This is a genomic window from Cellulomonas sp. Leaf395, assembly GCF_001424125.1.
Lineage (GTDB): Bacteria > Actinomycetota > Actinomycetes > Actinomycetales > Cellulomonadaceae > Cellulomonas.
On record NZ_LMQI01000001.1, the window covers coordinates 82,496 to 97,308 of the forward strand.

13 protein-coding genes and 2 tRNA genes are annotated in these 14,813 nt (G+C 68.8%); 12 read left to right on the forward strand and 3 right to left on the reverse strand.

Annotated elements, in window-relative coordinates:
- The first annotated feature begins 146 nt into the window (after positions 1–146).
- The gene (gene gyrB / locus ASG23_RS00400) at positions 147–2,186 is read left to right on the forward strand and encodes a DNA topoisomerase (ATP-hydrolyzing) subunit B (RefSeq protein ID WP_056018546.1); all 2,040 of its coding nucleotides are present in this window, start codon (positions 147–149) and stop codon (positions 2,184–2,186) included.
- Between the two features lie 48 nt (positions 2,187–2,234).
- The gene (gene gyrA, locus ASG23_RS00405; RefSeq protein WP_056018549.1) at positions 2,235–4,841 is read left to right on the forward strand and encodes a DNA gyrase subunit A; all 2,607 of its coding nucleotides are present in this window, start codon (positions 2,235–2,237) and stop codon (positions 4,839–4,841) included.
- A 64-nt stretch (positions 4,842–4,905) separates the two neighbouring features.
- On the opposite strand, the gene ASG23_RS20365 is transcribed toward gyrA, so the two are convergent.
- Positions 4,906–5,097 (reverse strand): hypothetical protein, encoded by a 192-nt coding sequence (locus ASG23_RS20365; RefSeq protein ID WP_235520767.1) that lies wholly within the window; start codon positions 5,095–5,097, stop codon positions 4,906–4,908.
- Positions 5,098–5,212: 115 nt separating this feature from the next.
- On the opposite strand from ASG23_RS20365, the gene ASG23_RS20370 reads away from it, so the two are divergent.
- The 5 genes from ASG23_RS20370 (at position 5,213) to ASG23_RS00425 (ending at position 6,749) form a co-directional block, all read left to right on the forward strand.
- Positions 5,213–5,773: a DUF3566 domain-containing protein gene (locus tag ASG23_RS20370; protein WP_235520770.1), complete on the forward strand. Its 561-nt coding sequence runs from the start codon at positions 5,213–5,215 to the stop codon at positions 5,771–5,773.
- A 96-nt stretch (positions 5,774–5,869) separates the two neighbouring features.
- Positions 5,870–5,943 (forward strand) — tRNA-Ile (locus ASG23_RS00415).
- A 22-nt stretch (positions 5,944–5,965) separates the two neighbouring features.
- On the forward strand, positions 5,966–6,085 hold the full coding sequence (locus ASG23_RS20375; protein WP_235520772.1) for a DLW-39 family protein: 120 nt from the start codon (positions 5,966–5,968) through the stop codon (positions 6,083–6,085).
- Between the two features lie 25 nt (positions 6,086–6,110).
- A tRNA-Ala gene (locus ASG23_RS00420) sits at positions 6,111–6,183 on the forward strand.
- A 65-nt stretch (positions 6,184–6,248) separates the two neighbouring features.
- A complete protein-coding gene (locus ASG23_RS00425) occupies positions 6,249–6,749 on the forward strand; it encodes an HAD-IA family hydrolase (protein WP_056018556.1) in 501 nt (166 codons plus the stop codon).
- Positions 6,750–6,783: 34 nt separating this feature from the next.
- On the opposite strand, the gene ASG23_RS00430 is transcribed toward ASG23_RS00425, so the two are convergent.
- Positions 6,784–7,431, reverse strand: coding sequence for a GNAT family N-acetyltransferase (locus tag ASG23_RS00430; RefSeq protein WP_056018559.1), 648 nt, complete (start codon positions 7,429–7,431; stop codon positions 6,784–6,786).
- 83 nt (positions 7,432–7,514) lie between these two features.
- On the opposite strand from ASG23_RS00430, the gene ASG23_RS00435 reads away from it, so the two are divergent.
- Genes ASG23_RS00435 through hisF form a run of 5 tightly spaced genes read left to right on the forward strand, consistent with a single transcriptional unit; the run spans position 7,515 to position 11,545 of the window.
- Positions 7,515–8,441: an ABC transporter ATP-binding protein gene (locus tag ASG23_RS00435; RefSeq protein WP_056018561.1), complete on the forward strand. Its 927-nt coding sequence runs from the start codon at positions 7,515–7,517 to the stop codon at positions 8,439–8,441.
- Positions 8,438–9,274, forward strand: a complete 837-nt coding sequence (locus ASG23_RS00440) for an ABC transporter permease (RefSeq protein ID WP_056018564.1) — start codon at positions 8,438–8,440, stop codon at positions 9,272–9,274. The genes ASG23_RS00435 and ASG23_RS00440 overlap by 4 nt, the downstream gene beginning before the upstream one ends.
- Positions 9,271–10,086, forward strand: a complete 816-nt coding sequence (locus ASG23_RS00445; RefSeq protein ID WP_056018567.1) for an ABC transporter permease — start codon at positions 9,271–9,273, stop codon at positions 10,084–10,086. The genes ASG23_RS00440 and ASG23_RS00445 overlap by 4 nt, the downstream gene beginning before the upstream one ends.
- A gap of 42 nt (positions 10,087–10,128) precedes the next feature.
- Positions 10,129–10,758, forward strand: coding sequence for an imidazole glycerol phosphate synthase subunit HisH (gene hisH, locus ASG23_RS00450; RefSeq protein WP_162242646.1), 630 nt, complete (start codon positions 10,129–10,131; stop codon positions 10,756–10,758).
- On the forward strand, positions 10,748–11,545 hold the full coding sequence (gene hisF / locus ASG23_RS00455) for an imidazole glycerol phosphate synthase subunit HisF (protein WP_056018575.1): 798 nt from the start codon (positions 10,748–10,750) through the stop codon (positions 11,543–11,545). Before hisH ends, hisF begins: the two co-directional genes overlap by 11 nt.
- Before the next feature lie 80 nt (positions 11,546–11,625).
- Here hisF and ASG23_RS00460 read toward each other — a convergent pair whose 3' ends face one another.
- Positions 11,626–14,784: a glycoside hydrolase family 9 protein gene (locus ASG23_RS00460; protein ID WP_056018580.1), complete on the reverse strand. Its 3,159-nt coding sequence runs from the start codon at positions 14,782–14,784 to the stop codon at positions 11,626–11,628.
- Positions 14,785–14,813 lie beyond the last annotated feature (29 nt).

Below are 14,813 nucleotides of genomic sequence, written 5' to 3' on the forward strand. Positions count from 1 at the left end.
GGTCCAGGCCTGTCCACCAGGTAGACTGTGAAGGTCATTCCTGGCGCGCCTGTGCCTGGAACTCCAGCGTCATGGAGTGATCCGATCCGGTGAAGTTCGGTCGGCGCCCTCCGTCGCGTGTGAGAGCTTGAGGAGCACCACCGCCCGTGGCCGAGCAGAGCATCCCCTCCACCAGCACGACGAAGAGCGGCAACGGCGGGTACGACGCCAGCGCGATCACGGTGCTCGAGGGGCTCGAGGCGGTGCGCAAGCGCCCCGGCATGTACATCGGCTCCACCGGTGAGCGCGGCCTGCACCACCTGGTGAGCGAGGTCGTCGACAACTCCGTGGACGAGGCCCTGGCCGGCTACTGCGACCACGTCGAGGTCACGCTGCTCGCGGACGGTGGCGTGCGTGTGGTCGACAACGGCCGCGGCATCCCGGTAGCCATCCACCCGACCGAGGGCCGTCCCACGGTCGAGGTCGTCATGACGATCCTGCACGCGGGCGGCAAGTTCGGCGGTGCGGGGTACGCGGTCTCCGGTGGTCTGCACGGTGTCGGCATCTCCGTGGTGAACGCGCTGTCCACCCGCGTCGAGACGGTGGTCAAGCGCGACGGCTTCGTCTGGCAGCAGGACTTCTCCGACGGCGGCAAGCCGCTGGGCGAGCTGCAGAAGCGCGAGCCCACCGACGAGACGGGGACGTCGCAGACGTTCTGGGCCGACCCGTCGATCTTCGAGACCACCGAGTACGACTTCGAGACGCTGCGTGCCCGCTTCCAGCAGTACGCGTTCCTCAACAAGGGCCTGCAGATCTCGCTGACGGACGAGCGCCCGGAGCACCTCGGCACGGGTGACGAGGTGGCCGGCAAGGAAGAGGAGGGCGACGCCTCTGCGCCGGTCTTCAGGAACGTCACGTACAAGTACGACGACGGCCTGGTCGACTACGTCAAGCACCTGAACAGCGCGAAGAAGGTGGAGGTCGTCCACCCGGAGATCATCGACTTCGAGTCGGAGGACACCGAGCGCCGGATCGCCGTCGAGATCGCCATGCAGTGGACCAACGCGTACTCCGAGTCGGTGCACACGTACGCGAACACGATCTCCACCACCGAGGGTGGCACGCACGAGGAGGGCTTCCGTGCAGCCATGACGTCCCTGATCAACCGCTACGCGCGGGACAAGGGCATCCTCAAGGAGAAGGACGAGAACCTCACGGGCGACGACATCCGTGAAGGACTCACCGCCGTCATCTCCATCAAGCTGGGCGAGCCGCAGTTCGAGGGCCAGACGAAGACGAAGCTGGGCAACACCGAGGCCAAGACGTTCGTGCAGCGGGTCGTCAACGAGCAGCTCGGCGACTGGCTGGACTCGCACCCGAACGAGGCGCGCGAGGTCATCCGCAAGTCGATCCAGGCCGCCGCCGCTCGCATGGCTGCCCGCAAGGCCCGGGAGGCCACGCGTCGCAAGGGTCTGCTCGAGTCCGGGGGCATGCCGGGCAAGCTCCGCGACTGCCAGTCGAGCCGGGCCGAGGAGTGCGAGGTCTTCATCGTCGAGGGTGACTCGGCCGGTGGCTCCGCCGTCCGTGGGCGCAACCCGCGCACGCAGGCGATCCTGCCGATCCGCGGAAAGATCCTCAACGTCGAGAGGGCGCGACTGGACCGCGCGCTGGGCAACCAGGAGGTCCAGGCGCTGATCACCGCCTTCGGGACCGGCATCGGCGAGGACTTCGACCTGTCCAAGCTGAGGTACCACAAGATCGTGATCATGGCCGACGCCGACGTCGACGGTCAGCACATCCGGACATTGCTCCTGACTCTGCTGTTCAGGTACATGCCGAACCTGATCACCCACGGTCACGTCTACATCGCGCAGCCGCCGCTGTACCGCGTGAAGTGGGCCAACGCCGACCACGACTACGTCTACACCGACCGGGAGCGCGACGCCGTCGTCGCCGACGGTCAGGCGAATGGCAAGCGACTGCCGAAGGACAACTCGATCCAGCGGTACAAGGGTCTGGGAGAGATGGACTACCAGGAGCTCTGGGAGACCACGATGTCGCCCGAGCACCGCACGCTCCTGCAGGTCACCCTCGACGAGGCCGCCGCCGCCGACGAGATCTTCTCGATCCTCATGGGCGAGGACGTCGAGTCCCGCCGCTCGTTCATCCAGCGCAACGCCAAGGACGTGAGGTTCCTCGACATCTGATCGAGAGAGCGCACGGGCCAGAGCAAGCAACGAACGTAAGGAACCACGTTGAGCGAGACCACCGGCAACGAGATCGAGCACGGCCGCATCGACCAGGTCGACCTGCAGCTGGAGATGCAGCGGTCGTACCTCGACTACGCCATGTCCGTCATCGTGGGCCGCGCCCTGCCGGACGTCCGTGACGGTCTCAAGCCGGTGCACCGCCGGGTGCTGTACGCGATGTACGACGGCGGCTACCGCCCCGACCGCCAGTTCTCCAAGTGCTCGCGCGTCGTCGGCGACGTCATGGGCAAGTACCACCCGCACGGTGACACGGCGATCTACGACGCCCTGGTCCGCCTGGTGCAGGACTGGTCGCTGCGGTACCCGCTGGTGTCCGGGCAGGGGAACTTCGGGTCCCCGGGCGACGACCCGGCGGCCGCCCCGCGGTACACCGAGTGCAAGATGGCGCCGCTGTCCATGGAGATGGTCCGGGACATCGACAAGGACACCGTCGACTTCCAGGACAACTACGACGGCCGCACCCAGGAGCCCACAGTCCTGCCGTCGCGGTTCCCGAACCTGCTGGTCAACGGCTCGGCCGGCATCGCGGTCGGCATGGCGACCAACATCCCGCCGCACAACCTGCGCGAGGTGGCCGAGGGTGTCCAGTGGCACCTGGACCACCCCGAGGCGTCGCGCGAGGAGCTGCTCGCGGCGCTCCTGCTGCGCATCAAGGGCCCCGACTTCCCCACAGGTGCGACGATCCTGGGCCACAAGGGCATCGAGGAGGCGTACCGAACCGGTCGCGGCTCCATCACGATGCGCGCGATCGTCGAGGTCGAGGAGATCCAGGGTCGTATCTGCCTGGTCGTCACCGAGCTGCCGTACCAGGTGAACCCGGACACCCTGGCGAAGAAGATCGCCGACCTGGTCCGCGAGAACAAGGTCACGGGTATCGCGGACATCCGCGACGAGACGTCCGGCCGCGCCGGCCAGCGACTGGTGATCGTGCTCAAGCGCGACGCCGTCGCGAAGGTCGTGCTGAACAACCTCTACAAGCACACGCAGCTGCAGGACACGTTCGGCGCGAACATGCTCGCGCTCGTCGACGACGTCCCCCGCACGCTGAGCATCGACGCGTTCGTGCGCCACTGGGTGACCCACCAGCTCGAGGTCGTCGTCCGTCGCACCGCGTTCAAGCTGCGCGAGGCCGAGGCGGACATCCACATCTACCGTGGGTACCTCAAGGCGCTCGACGCGCTCGACGAGGTCATCGCGCTCATCCGCCGCTCGCCCGACGCGGACGAGGCCCGTGCCGGCCTGATGGCCATGCTCGACATCGACGAGCTCCAGGCGAACGCGATCCTCAACCTGCAGCTGCGCCGGCTGGCCGCGCTGCAGCGCCAGGAGATCCTCGAGCGCTACGCCAAGCTCGAGGCGGAGATCCTCGAGTACCGCGAGATCCTCGCCTCTGAGCAGCGGCAGCGGGACATCGTGTCCGAGGAGCTGGGCGAGATCGTCGCGAAGTACGGCGATGAGCGCCGCACGACGATCCTGCCCTTCGACGGCGAGGTCAGCGTCGAGGACCTCATCGCCGAGGAGGAGATGGTCGTCACCATCACCCGCGGCGGGTACGCCAAGCGGACCCGGTCGGACAACTACCGAGCACAGCGCCGCGGCGGCAAGGGCGTGCGAGGCGCGCAGCTGCGCGAGGACGACCTGGTCGACCACTTCTTCGTCACGACGACCCACCACTGGCTGCTGTTCTTCACCAACCTCGGCCGGGTCTACCGCGCCAAGGCGTACGAGCTGCCCGAGGGTGGCCGCGACGCGAAGGGTCAGCACGTCGCCAACCTGCTCGCGTTCCAGCCGGGCGAGAAGATCGCCCAGGTGCTCGACATCCGCGACTACACCAAGGCCGAGTACCTGGTCCTGGCGACGCAGCGCGGGCTCGTGAAGAAGACTCGCCTGAGCGACTACGACTCCAACCGCTCCGGAGGCGTCATCGCGATCAACCTGCGCGAGGACGAGGACGGCCTGCCGGACGAGCTGGTCTCCGCGCGGCTCGTCGACTCCGACCAGGACCTGATCCTGGTGTCGCGCAAGGGTCAGTCGGTCCGGTTCACCGCGTCGGACGAGTCGCTGCGGCCCATGGGCCGGGCCACGTCAGGAGTGACGGGGATGAAGTTCCGGGCCGACGACGAGCTCCTGGCGATGGACGTCGTGCGCGAGGACGCCTTCCTGTTCACCGTGACCCAGGGCGGCATCGCGAAGCGCACCGCGCTGACCGTGGAGAACTACCGCCAGCAGGGCCGCGGCGGTCTGGGCATCAAGGTCGCGAACCTGCCGGAGGCGAACGGCGACCTGGTCGGAGCCCTCGTGGTGGACCCCGACGACGAGGTTCTCGTCATCATGGAACGCGGCAAGATCGTGCGCTCCGCCACCGCGGAGGTCAACGCCACGGGCCGCACGACGCAGGGCGTCATCTTCGCCAAGCCCGACAGCGGAGACCAGATCATCGCGGTTGCGCGCAACACTGAGCGACACCTGGCCGACGAGCCAGGTACCGTGGGCGCTGAGAATGGCCAGGTTTCGGACGTCCCGGACTCCCCCGTCGATGCAGGGGTGCCCGACGCCGAGGCTGTGACAGACCCGTCAGCGGAGGACGCATGACCGATTCCACGCCCCCCTCGATCCCGCCACGCAAGCGCCCGACGACTCCGACGACCGCCGGCCGTCAGACGACCTCAGCGCCGCGCACGGGGTCCGGACCGACGTGGAGCGCAACCGACGACGCCGCGACGCACGTGCCGAGCCTGAACGGCTCCAACGGGTCGACCGCGTTCACGGTGCCCGCGAGCGTCATGCCACCGACGACGGGGACGCCCACGCGCACGTCGACGACGGCGGCCCGGACGACGGCGCCCATTCGACCGGAACGCCCGGAATCCGGCCCGGCCACCGCGACATCTCCACAGGATCGTGACACGACCACCGCTGCCGGTACCGACGAGCACGACCCTCCGTCCCCGATGATGGTGGCGGTGGACACCGCCACCGTCTGGATCAAGAAGGCCGGTGTCGCCACGTCCGCCGCGTTCGCCGCGGCCACCCGACCCCGTCCCAAGGAGCAGCCGTCCATGACCAGCACTCCGACGGCCCCTCGGACAGCGACCTCGACCGACAACCTCACGGGTGCCCGGCCGAGCTCGGGACGCATCCCGACAGTCGGGTCGCACGGTGCACCGCGCCGGGTCCGCCTCGCCATCTCGCGTATCGACCCGTGGTCCGTGATGAAGCTGGCATTCCTGCTGTCGGTGGCCATCGGCGTGATGCTCGTCGTCGCGGCAGCCGTCGTCTGGTTCACGCTCGACGGGCTCCAGGTCTTCACCAAGGCGGACGATCTGGTCACGCAGATCACCGGGACCGAGAGCTCGATCGACATCCTGCAGTACGTCGAGTTCCAGCGGATCATCTCGGGCGCGACGCTCATCGCGGTCATCGACGTCTTCCTGCTCACGGCCCTCGCCACCATCGGCGCGTTCCTCTACAACATCGTGGCGGCGCTCGTCGGCGGCGTGCACGTGACCATGACCGACGAGTGATCAGCCGAGCGATCAGTGCCTCTCCGTAGCCGGTTTGGGTGGCGCCCCTGCCCTGGGGTAGTCTCATCCGGCGCCACCGCGGCGCGCGCAGTGCACGGGCCTATAGCTCAGACGGTTAGAGCGCTTCCCTGATAAGGAAGAGGTCACAGGTTCAAGTCCTGTTAGGCCCACTCCCGACCCGTGGGGGAACCGATGAAGAAGCTCCTGTTCTTGGTGGCCATCGCCGCCATCGGATTCGTCGTGTGGCAGAAGTACGCGCAGGATCGCGACGAGCGTGACCTGTGGGCAGAGGTCACCGACACGTTCGAGTAATCGCGCCCGCCGCGTTCTCGGACACGGGGCCATGGCGCAATTGGTAGCGCACCTGCTTTGCAAGCAGGGGGTTAGGGGTTCGAGTCCCCTTGGCTCCACGCACGCACGCGCACAACGCTCTGAACTGCGCACACGCCCTCGACCGGAACCGGTCGGGGGCGTTTTGCGATCGTCGCTCGCCGCGAACCTGCCGTCCGTCGTCATCGAGCCGCCGTACACGCACGTGGTCGTCGGCGACTGCCGCGAGGTCCTGGACTACGCCCTCCTGGACACCGCCTTCCGAGCGGTCCGGTCTGGTGCCACGCTCGTCGCGCTCCAGCGGGGCAAGTACTTCAAGCGTCCGGACGGCGACCACGTCGACACCGGGGCGGTCATCGCCGCGATCGAGTACGCCGCCGACGTGACGGCGCGCGTCGTCGGCAAGCCGTCGGTCGACTACTTCCAGGCGGCGGCGTCGTCGCTCGGGGTCGACCTCGCGGCGTGCGTGGTGATCGGCGACGACGCGACGACCGATATCGCGGGTGGGCGCGCCGCCGGCGCCGTGACGGTCCAGGTCCGCACGGGGAAGTTCGCCGACCAGTCACGCGCGGGTGCGGGCGAGCAGGCGGACGTCACGCTCGACTCCGTCGCTGATCTACCGGGCCTTCTCGTGGGCGGATGGTGACTGTCCCGCGGGACAGGAGGGACGCCGACGAGCGCTAGATGCCGAGCTGTTCCCGGGCGCCGTCGACGCCGACCAGGCGGACGTCCGGTCGCAGCTCTGCCGGACGGGCGTCCCAGGCGGCACGGTCCAGCACGTACCGACGGCTCACCGCCGGCTTCCCCTCGCGGGCCAGCACCTCGACGCCGTTCTCGGCATAGCCGATGCGGCGGGTGACTGCGTTGGACGGGGCGTTGTCGTCGAACGCGCTGGTCGTGGCGCGCAGGCCGTCGAACCCCTCGAAGAACAGGTGCAGGATCATCAGGCGCATGCGGGTGCCGACGCCCCGACCGTGGTGCCGCAGACCGAGCCACGACCCGGTCTCTGCCGTCCTGGTGACGAGGAAGTCACTCGCCATCAGGGCCTGGATGCCCAGCACCTCGCCGTCCCGCACGACCGCGAGCTCGAGAGTCCACTTCTCCGGTGTGACCGCCGCTCGCTTCTCCCACTGGTAGGTGAGGATGCTGCGGGCCACCTCGGTCGGCGTGCCACGCGTCCAGGGGACCGTGAAGGGCATCGCCTCGGGCGCGTGGATGCCCTCGGCAGCGACTCTCGCGAGGGCTTGGACGTCGGCGTCGTCCATGTACCGCAGCTCGAGGTCGCCGCTGCGGACACGCAGGGCTGCGAGGGGCCAGAGGTCGTCCATCGGTGCAGGCTGCCCGCGGCGGCTGCCTCGGTCAACTCCATTGGGCTGGGAGGTGTCGGTTCTCTCGCCTAGGTTGTACCGCTGTGAGCACACCCGTCATCGCCGCCCACGGCCTCACCAAGCGCTTCGGCGACTTCACCGCCGTCGACGGCATCGACTTCGAGGTCCCCCCGGGCGAGTCGTTCGGGCTGCTGGGCCCCAACGGCGCGGGGAAGTCGACGACCATGCGCATGGTCGGCGCGGTGTCGCAGCGGACGGCCGGTGACCTCACCGTGCTCGGCCTGGACCCCGACACGCACGGCCCGGAGATCCGGTCGCTGCTGGGGGTGGTGCCGCAGGAGGACAACCTCGACACCGAGCTGCGCGTGCGGGACAACCTCATCGTCTACGGCCGCTACTTCGGCATCCCCAGGTCCGTCTGCGCGACGAGGGCCGACGAGCTCCTGGGCTTCGCGCAGCTGGAGGAGAAGCGCAACGCCAAGGTCGACGACCTGTCGGGCGGCATGAAGCGACGGCTGACCATCGCCCGCGCGCTGATCAACGAGCCGCGCATCCTCATGCTCGACGAGCCGACGACGGGCCTCGACCCGCAGGCGCGGCACGTGCTGTGGGACCGGCTGTTCCGCCTCAAGGAGCGCGGCACCACCCTCGTGCTCACCACGCATTACATGGACGAGGCCGAGCAGCTGTGCGACCGGATCGTGGTCGTCGACAAGGGCAAGATCATGGCGGAGGGGAGCCCGTCGGCGCTGATCCGTCAGTACTCGACGCGGGAGGTGGTCGAGCTGCGGTTCGGGTCGGAACGCAACGCTGACGCGGCGGTGCGGATGGCCGGCCTGGTGGAGCGGATCGAGGTGCTCCCGGACCGGGTGCTGCTGTACGCCGAGGACGGCGAGGCGGTGCTGGAGCGCGTGACCGACCTCGGCCTGCACCCGACCACGTCGCTGGTGCGACGCTCCAGCCTGGAGGACGTGTTCCTGCGGCTCACGGGGCGGAGCCTGATCGAATGACGACCACGCTCCCGGAGGCCGCCGTCACGGCGGCGTACCGACCACGCCGCTTCGGCGCCTGGTACATCGCCGAGCACCAGCTGCGCGGCATGAAGGCGTACGGCTGGACCATCGTGGTCGGCAGCGTCGGCAACCCGCTGCTCTACCTGCTGGGGATCGGGCTCGGCCTGGCCGCGTTCCTGGACCAGCCCATCGCGTCCGGCGCCGACGGGCTCGTGGACTACGTATGGTTCGTCGCGCCCGCCCTGCTGGCCACCGCTGCTGTCACGGTGGCGATGGACGAGTTCACGTTCGTCATCATGGCCGGGTTCAAGTGGCGCCGGATCTTCTGGGGCATGAACGCCTCGCCGGTCGCGCCGCCGCAGATCGCGGCAGGGTTGGTGATCTCGGTCGTCCTGCGGATGCTGTTCACCTGCACGATCTACTACCTGCTGATCGTGGCGTTCGGCGCGGTGGGCGACCCGGTGACCGGGGCGCTCATGCCGCTGGTCGGGGTGCTGGGCGGGCTGGCGTTCGGGCTGCCGCTGATGGCGTTCTCCGCGGGGCTCACCGAGGACAAGGGTCAGTTCGCGCTGGTGCAGCGGTTCATCTTCACGCCGCTGTTCCTGTTCTCCGGCACGTTCTTCCCGCTGGCGACGCTGCCGGTCTGGTTGCAGTGGATCGGGTGGATCTCGCCCATCTGGCACGCGAGCGAGATCGGCCGGACGCTGTCGTACGGCTCCCCSCCGGGCGCCTGGCCCGTCGGCTGGCACCTCGCCGTCCTCGTCGTGCTCGCCGTCCTCGGCTGGGTGCTGGCGCGTCGCGCCTTCGTGAGGAGGTTGCGGGCCGGATGACCACCACGACCGAACCCACGCACAAGGCCACGATCAGCTCGTTGTACGCGCGCAACGCGCGATCCGTCGTCGCGCGTGGGCTCAAGGCGACCAAGAGCACCAACTGGGTCATCGTGCTGTCCGGGTTCTTCGAGCCGGTGTTCTTCCTGCTCGCGATGGGCCTCGGGCTGGGCACGTTCATCGGCGACGTCGAGCTGCCGAACGGCACGTCCGTCTCGTACGCAGCGTTCATCGCGCCGGCGCTCCTGGCCGTCTCCGCGATGAACGGCGCGGTGTACGACTCGACCTGGAACGTCTTCTTCAAGATGCACTTCGGCAAGCTCTACGACGGGATGCTCGCCACGTCGTTGGGCCCGCTGGACGTGGCGTTCGGCGAGATCACGTACGCGTTGCTGCGCGGGGGCGTCTACGCCATCGGGTTCCTCACCGTCATGCAGGTCATGGGCCTGAACCTCGCGTGGACCGCTGCGCTGGCCGTCCCCGCGGTGCTGCTCGTCGCCTTCGGGTTCGCCAGCGTCGGGATGGCCGTCACCAGCTACATGAAGACCTTCCAGCAGATGGATTGGATCAACTTCGTGATGCTGCCGATGTTCCTGTTCTCGGCCACGTTCTACCCGATCACGGTCTACCCCGGATGGATCCAAGGGCTCATCAAGGCGCTCCCGCTGTGGCACGCGGTGGAGCTGGTCCGTGGCTTGACGCTCGGGGTGCTCGACGGCTCGATGCTCACGCACGTGGCCTACTTCGTCGTGATGATCGGCCTCGGTCTGGCGTTCACCACGGTCCGGCTGAGGGCCCTGTTCCTCGACTGAGGTCCAATATGTGAGACATGTGTCCGGTGTAGGATTGGGCAAGTGATCGGGATCATCGACTACCGGACCGGTAATTCGCAGAGCATTTCTTATGCGCTCGAACATCTCGGTGTCCCGCACGCGCTCGTGGCCAAGCCGGGTGAGTGCGACGAGGTCGACAAGTACATCCTGCCCGGGGTCGGCGCCGCCGGCGTGACCATGGAGTCGCTGGCCCAGGAGGGCTGGATCGACCACCTGAACGAGAAGGTTCTGGGCGATGGCCAGGGGTTTCTCGGGGTGTGCGTCGGCCTGCAGGTGCTGTTCGAGCACTCGGACGAGGGTGACGTCGAGTGCCTGGGCTGGATCAAGGGCAGCGTCCACGAGTTCGACAGATCCCAGGTCCGAGTCCCGCACATGGGCTGGAACAATGTCGCCGTGCGCGGCGACCACCCGTTCTCCCGGTCATTCACACCGGGCGGGTTCTACTACTTCGTGAATTCCTTCTACGCGAAGCCGACGGACGATTCCGCGCTGGTCGGCGTGACGACGTACGGCCAGGAGTTCGCCGCCGCGGTGGCGCACAAGAACATCATGGCGACGCAGTTCCACACCGAGAAGAGCGCGCGCGCCGGCCTGCAGGTGCTGAAGGCGTTCTGCGACCTCGACGTGAAGGACGTGAACGATGCTCGCTAACCGGCTCATCGCCTGCTTCGACGTGAAGGACGGGCGCGTCACCAAGGCCCAGCAGTTCCAGGACAACATCGACGTGGGGGACCCGGCCGAGCTGGCCGACCGGCTGTACCACGAGGACGTCGACGAGATCGTCATCTACGACATCATGGCCAGCGCCCAGAAGCGTCAGATCGACCTCGCGATGGTCCGCAAGGCGGCGCACCGTACGTTCGTGCCGCTGACGGTCGGGGGCGGGATCCGGCACCTCGAGGACATGCACGAGGTCCTGCGCGCGGGTGCGGAGAAGATCAGCATCGACTCCATGGCCGTCCGCAACCCGCAGATCATCACGCAGGGGTCGGTCGAGTTCGGTCGGCAGTGCATCGTGCTGAGCATGCAGGTCAAGCGCGTCGACAAGACCGCGAAGATCCCCAGCGGCTACGAGATCGCCATCGACGGTGCGCGCACGTTCACCGGGATGGACGCGGTCGAGTGGGCGAAGCGCGGCCAGGACCTCGGGGCCGGCGAGATCGTCGTGAACAGCATCGACCGCGACGGGACGGGGGCGGGGTACGACCTCGACATCACGGGGATGATCACGGAGGCGGTCTCGCTTCCCGTGATCGCCTCCGGCGGCGCGGGGCTGGTCAGCCACGTGAGCGACGCGTTCGCGATCGGTGCCACGGGGGCGATCGTGAGCTCGATGCTCTACTCGCCGCGCGTCGAGCACAACCTCTCGGTCGAGGACCTGAAGGCCCAGCTCGGTGAGCTGGGCGAGAGAGTCCGCCCCGTGCACAGCGCCGACTGACCTCAGCACGAACGCCGCGAAGGGCGCCCACCCCGGCCAGCGAGGTGGGCGCCCTTCGGCGTCCCGCAGGTCGTCTCAGGTCAGGAGACCGTGCAGGCCACCCCGTTCACCGTGAACCCGGTGGGCGCGGTGTTGGTCCCGGTGTGGGACCCGTTGAACCCGATGTCCGTGCTCGCTCCCGGGGCGAGGGTGGCGTTCCACCCGAGCCCGGTCGCCGTCACGGACGATCCCGTCTGGGCCCACGTCGCGCTCCAGCCCTGGGTCACCTGCTGCCCGGTGGGGAACGTGAACGCGAGGTTCCACGTCAGCGGGGAGGTCGACGTGTTGGTGACCTTCACGCTGCCGGTGAAGCCGACGTTCCAGCTGTTGGCCGTATACGTCACGGCGCAGGTGCTGGTGGACGTCGTCGGGAGGGTCGTGAACGTGACCGCCGAGCTCGCCGCCGAGGTGTTGCCGGCGCCGTCCTTGGCCCGCACCGCGTAGGTGTACGCGGTGCTCGCCGTGAGTCCGGTGAGCGTCGTCGACGCCGACGTCGGTGAGGCGACCAGGGTCGAGGTGGTCCCCTGTACGCGGTACACGTCGTAGCCGGCCAGCCCGCTGCCGCCCGTGTCGGTCGAGGCCGCCCAGGTGAGGGTCGCGCCGGTCTGGGTGACCGACGACGCGACCGGGGTGCCCGGGACGGTGGGTGCGGTCGTGTCGGTCGCCGCCGTCGTGGTGAACGTGACGGGGGCGGACACGGTCGACGGGTTGCCGGCGACGTCCTGGGCCCGGACCGCGTACGTGTACGCCGTCCCGGCGGTCAGGCCGGTGAGCGCGAACGTCGTCCCGGTGGCCGTGCCGACCACCGTCGACGATGTCCCGCTGATCCGGAGCACGTCGTACCCGGTCAGCGCGTAGGTCCCGGGGGTGGATGCCGCCCAGGTCAGGGTTGCGCCGGCCGAGGTGACGGCCGATGCCACAGGCGTCCCCGGGGTGCCGGGTGCGACGACATCGACGGGCGGGGTGGTCGTCGTGAACGTGCCGGCCGACGAGGCGGCCGAGACGTTGCCCGCGACGTCCTTCGCCGTGACCGTGTACGTGTACGCGGTGCTGGGCGTCAGGCCGGTCAGGACGGTCGACGCGTTCGTGGTCGACGCCACCAGGGTCGAGGTCGAACCCTGCACGCGGTAGACGTCGTACCCGGCGACCCCGCTGCCCGCGTCGGTGGACGCGGTCCAGCTCAGGGAGGCGCCGGTCGACGTGATGCCGGTGGCGGCCGGGGTGCCCGGGACGGTCGGTGGGGTCGTGTCGGTGACCGTGCCGGTGGGCTCGGTGCCCCAGATGAGCTTGCCCCCGTCGTACAGCGTGATCGCCTTCGTCTTGGCGAGCGCCGTGGTGGTGAGCCCGGCGAACGACGCGTCGTTGGCTGCGTTCCACGTGGAACCACCGGTCACCCGGAACTGCAGCTCGCGACGGTGCTGCGACTGGCCACCGGGGTGGATGTTCTGTCCGACGCAGCTGAGCTCGGCGTAGTAGAGCGTGCCGCCCGCGCGGACGGGCTTGCCCGTCTGCGGACCGCACTCGCTGTAGTTGGCCGAGAGCGTGAGGTTCGCCGCCGAGTCACCGGAGTCGAGCGTGAACCAGTAGCGCAGCGTGGCGTTCTTCAGGGCCCGCGCGGGGAACGCCGACTGGTTGCGGATCATGGCCTTGACCTCGGTGAACGTGCCACCAGGAGGCTGGTTGAGCATGGCCTCGACGAAGATCTCGTCACCGTCCGGCTGCTCGGCCACGGGGAAGCCGGCCAGCGGCGTGCCGCCGTACTCCTGGGCTAGCCGAGCCAGCGCGCTCGAGAAGCCGGCGTTGTAGTCCGTGGCCACCTCGTTGGCGGTGTAGTCGGAGCGCAGGTCCGTGTAGGTGTCGTTGGGACCGCTGGGTCCGCCGACGAGCGCGCCGTACAGGACGTGCCGGGTCTTCTCCGGCAGTGTCAGCGAGTCGAGCCATGACCCGTGCGCGGTGCGGTGGTGCGGGTTCTGCGGCGGGTTGGCGCCGAAGCCCACGACGTAGCTGGACTTGCGCGGGTTGTCACCGAGCGCGTAGTTGATCTGACGCACGCCGAAGTCGTGGTACCGCGCCTTGCGCGTGGGGTCGGTGAGCCAGTCGGAGTAGACGAGCGCGACGAACGAGGTGTTCGCGGCGTAGCGCAGCGACCCCCACGAGTCGAGGACGGCCTGGCCGCCGGGCGAGTACGGGATCCGCTGGCCGTTGACGCCGACGGTCCAGTAGTCGAGCCACCGGTTGGCGTCGTCGACGTACTGCTGCTTGCCGGTCTCCATGGCCAGCAACGGGTACATCGCGTAGGTCTTGTCGTCCCACGCGACGGTCCACTTGTAGGACCGGGTGGTCGTCTGGTTCTCGACGCTCAGCTTCTGGTACTCGGCCTCCGCCTTGGCCAGGTAGGTGGCGTCGCCGGTCGCCTTGTAGAGCCAGTACGCGCCCCAGACGAGCTCGTCCTGGTAGCCGGACCACGACTTGTAGTACGAGGCGGCGGCCGTCACGCAGTCGGAGTACTTGCCGCGGTAGGTGTCCGCGAACGAGTAGAGCTGCTTGGCGTGCGACAGGAGCGTGGCGGAGTACGTCGGGTCGTCGGTCTTGAAGACGATCGCGGCGGACGCGAGCGACGCCGCGGTCTCGCCGGCCACGTCGGAGCCGGGGCAGGATGCGCTGATCTTGTGCGACGGCCGCGCCATCGTCATGACCTCGGCGGGTCCCCACCACTTGTGGTCGGCCTCGCCGTCGCCCACCTGGACGTACAGCTCGTTGGGCGCGGTGTGCGCCTTGACGAAGTAGTCGTTCACCCAGCGCAGGTTGCCCTTGAGCTCGTCGAGCTGGCCGGCCTTGGTGTAGCCCTGCGGCGCGGCGATCGCTCCCCACGCGAGCATCGTGGAGCTGAACGCCATCGGGAGGCCGAACTTCACGTGGTCGCCGGCGTCGTACCAGCCCCCCGTGAGGTCCTTGCCGACGTCGGCGCCGTCGGTCAGGGCCGAGTCGCCGCGCCACGAGACGGGGTTGTCGGCGGGCAGGTCGCCGGCGCGCTGCGCCTGATAGAAGTACATCGACTTCTGGAGCGCCTCGGCGTAGTTGTACGCCGGGTCCGCGGCGGTCGCGGCGCCGGCGAGCGGGGCGACGAGCAGGCCGGCGGCGACGGTGAGCGCGGTCGTGCACGCGATCGCGACGCGACCGCGGGATCTGGGGCGGGGCATGGGGTCCTCTTCCACGGCACGGGAGACAC

Bases quoted from the DNA above. Each gene is read 5' to 3' on its own strand.
- ASG23_RS20365 (WP_235520767.1), bottom strand. From the start codon at position 5,097: ATGGGCGCCGTCGTCCGGGCCGCCGTCGTCGACGTGCGCGTGGGCGTC.
- ASG23_RS20375 (WP_235520772.1), top strand. From the start codon at position 5,966: ATGAAGAAGCTCCTGTTCTTGGTGGCCATCGCCGCCATCGGATTCGTC.
- ASG23_RS00430 (WP_056018559.1), bottom strand. From the start codon at position 7,431: ATGGACGACCTCTGGCCCCTCGCAGCCCTGCGTGTCCGCAGCGGCGAC.
- ASG23_RS00445 (WP_056018567.1), top strand. From the start codon at position 9,271: ATGACCACCACGACCGAACCCACGCACAAGGCCACGATCAGCTCGTTG.
- hisF (WP_056018575.1), top strand. From the start codon at position 10,748: ATGCTCGCTAACCGGCTCATCGCCTGCTTCGACGTGAAGGACGGGCGC.
- ASG23_RS00460 (WP_056018580.1), bottom strand. From the start codon at position 14,784: ATGCCCCGCCCCAGATCCCGCGGTCGCGTCGCGATCGCGTGCACGACC.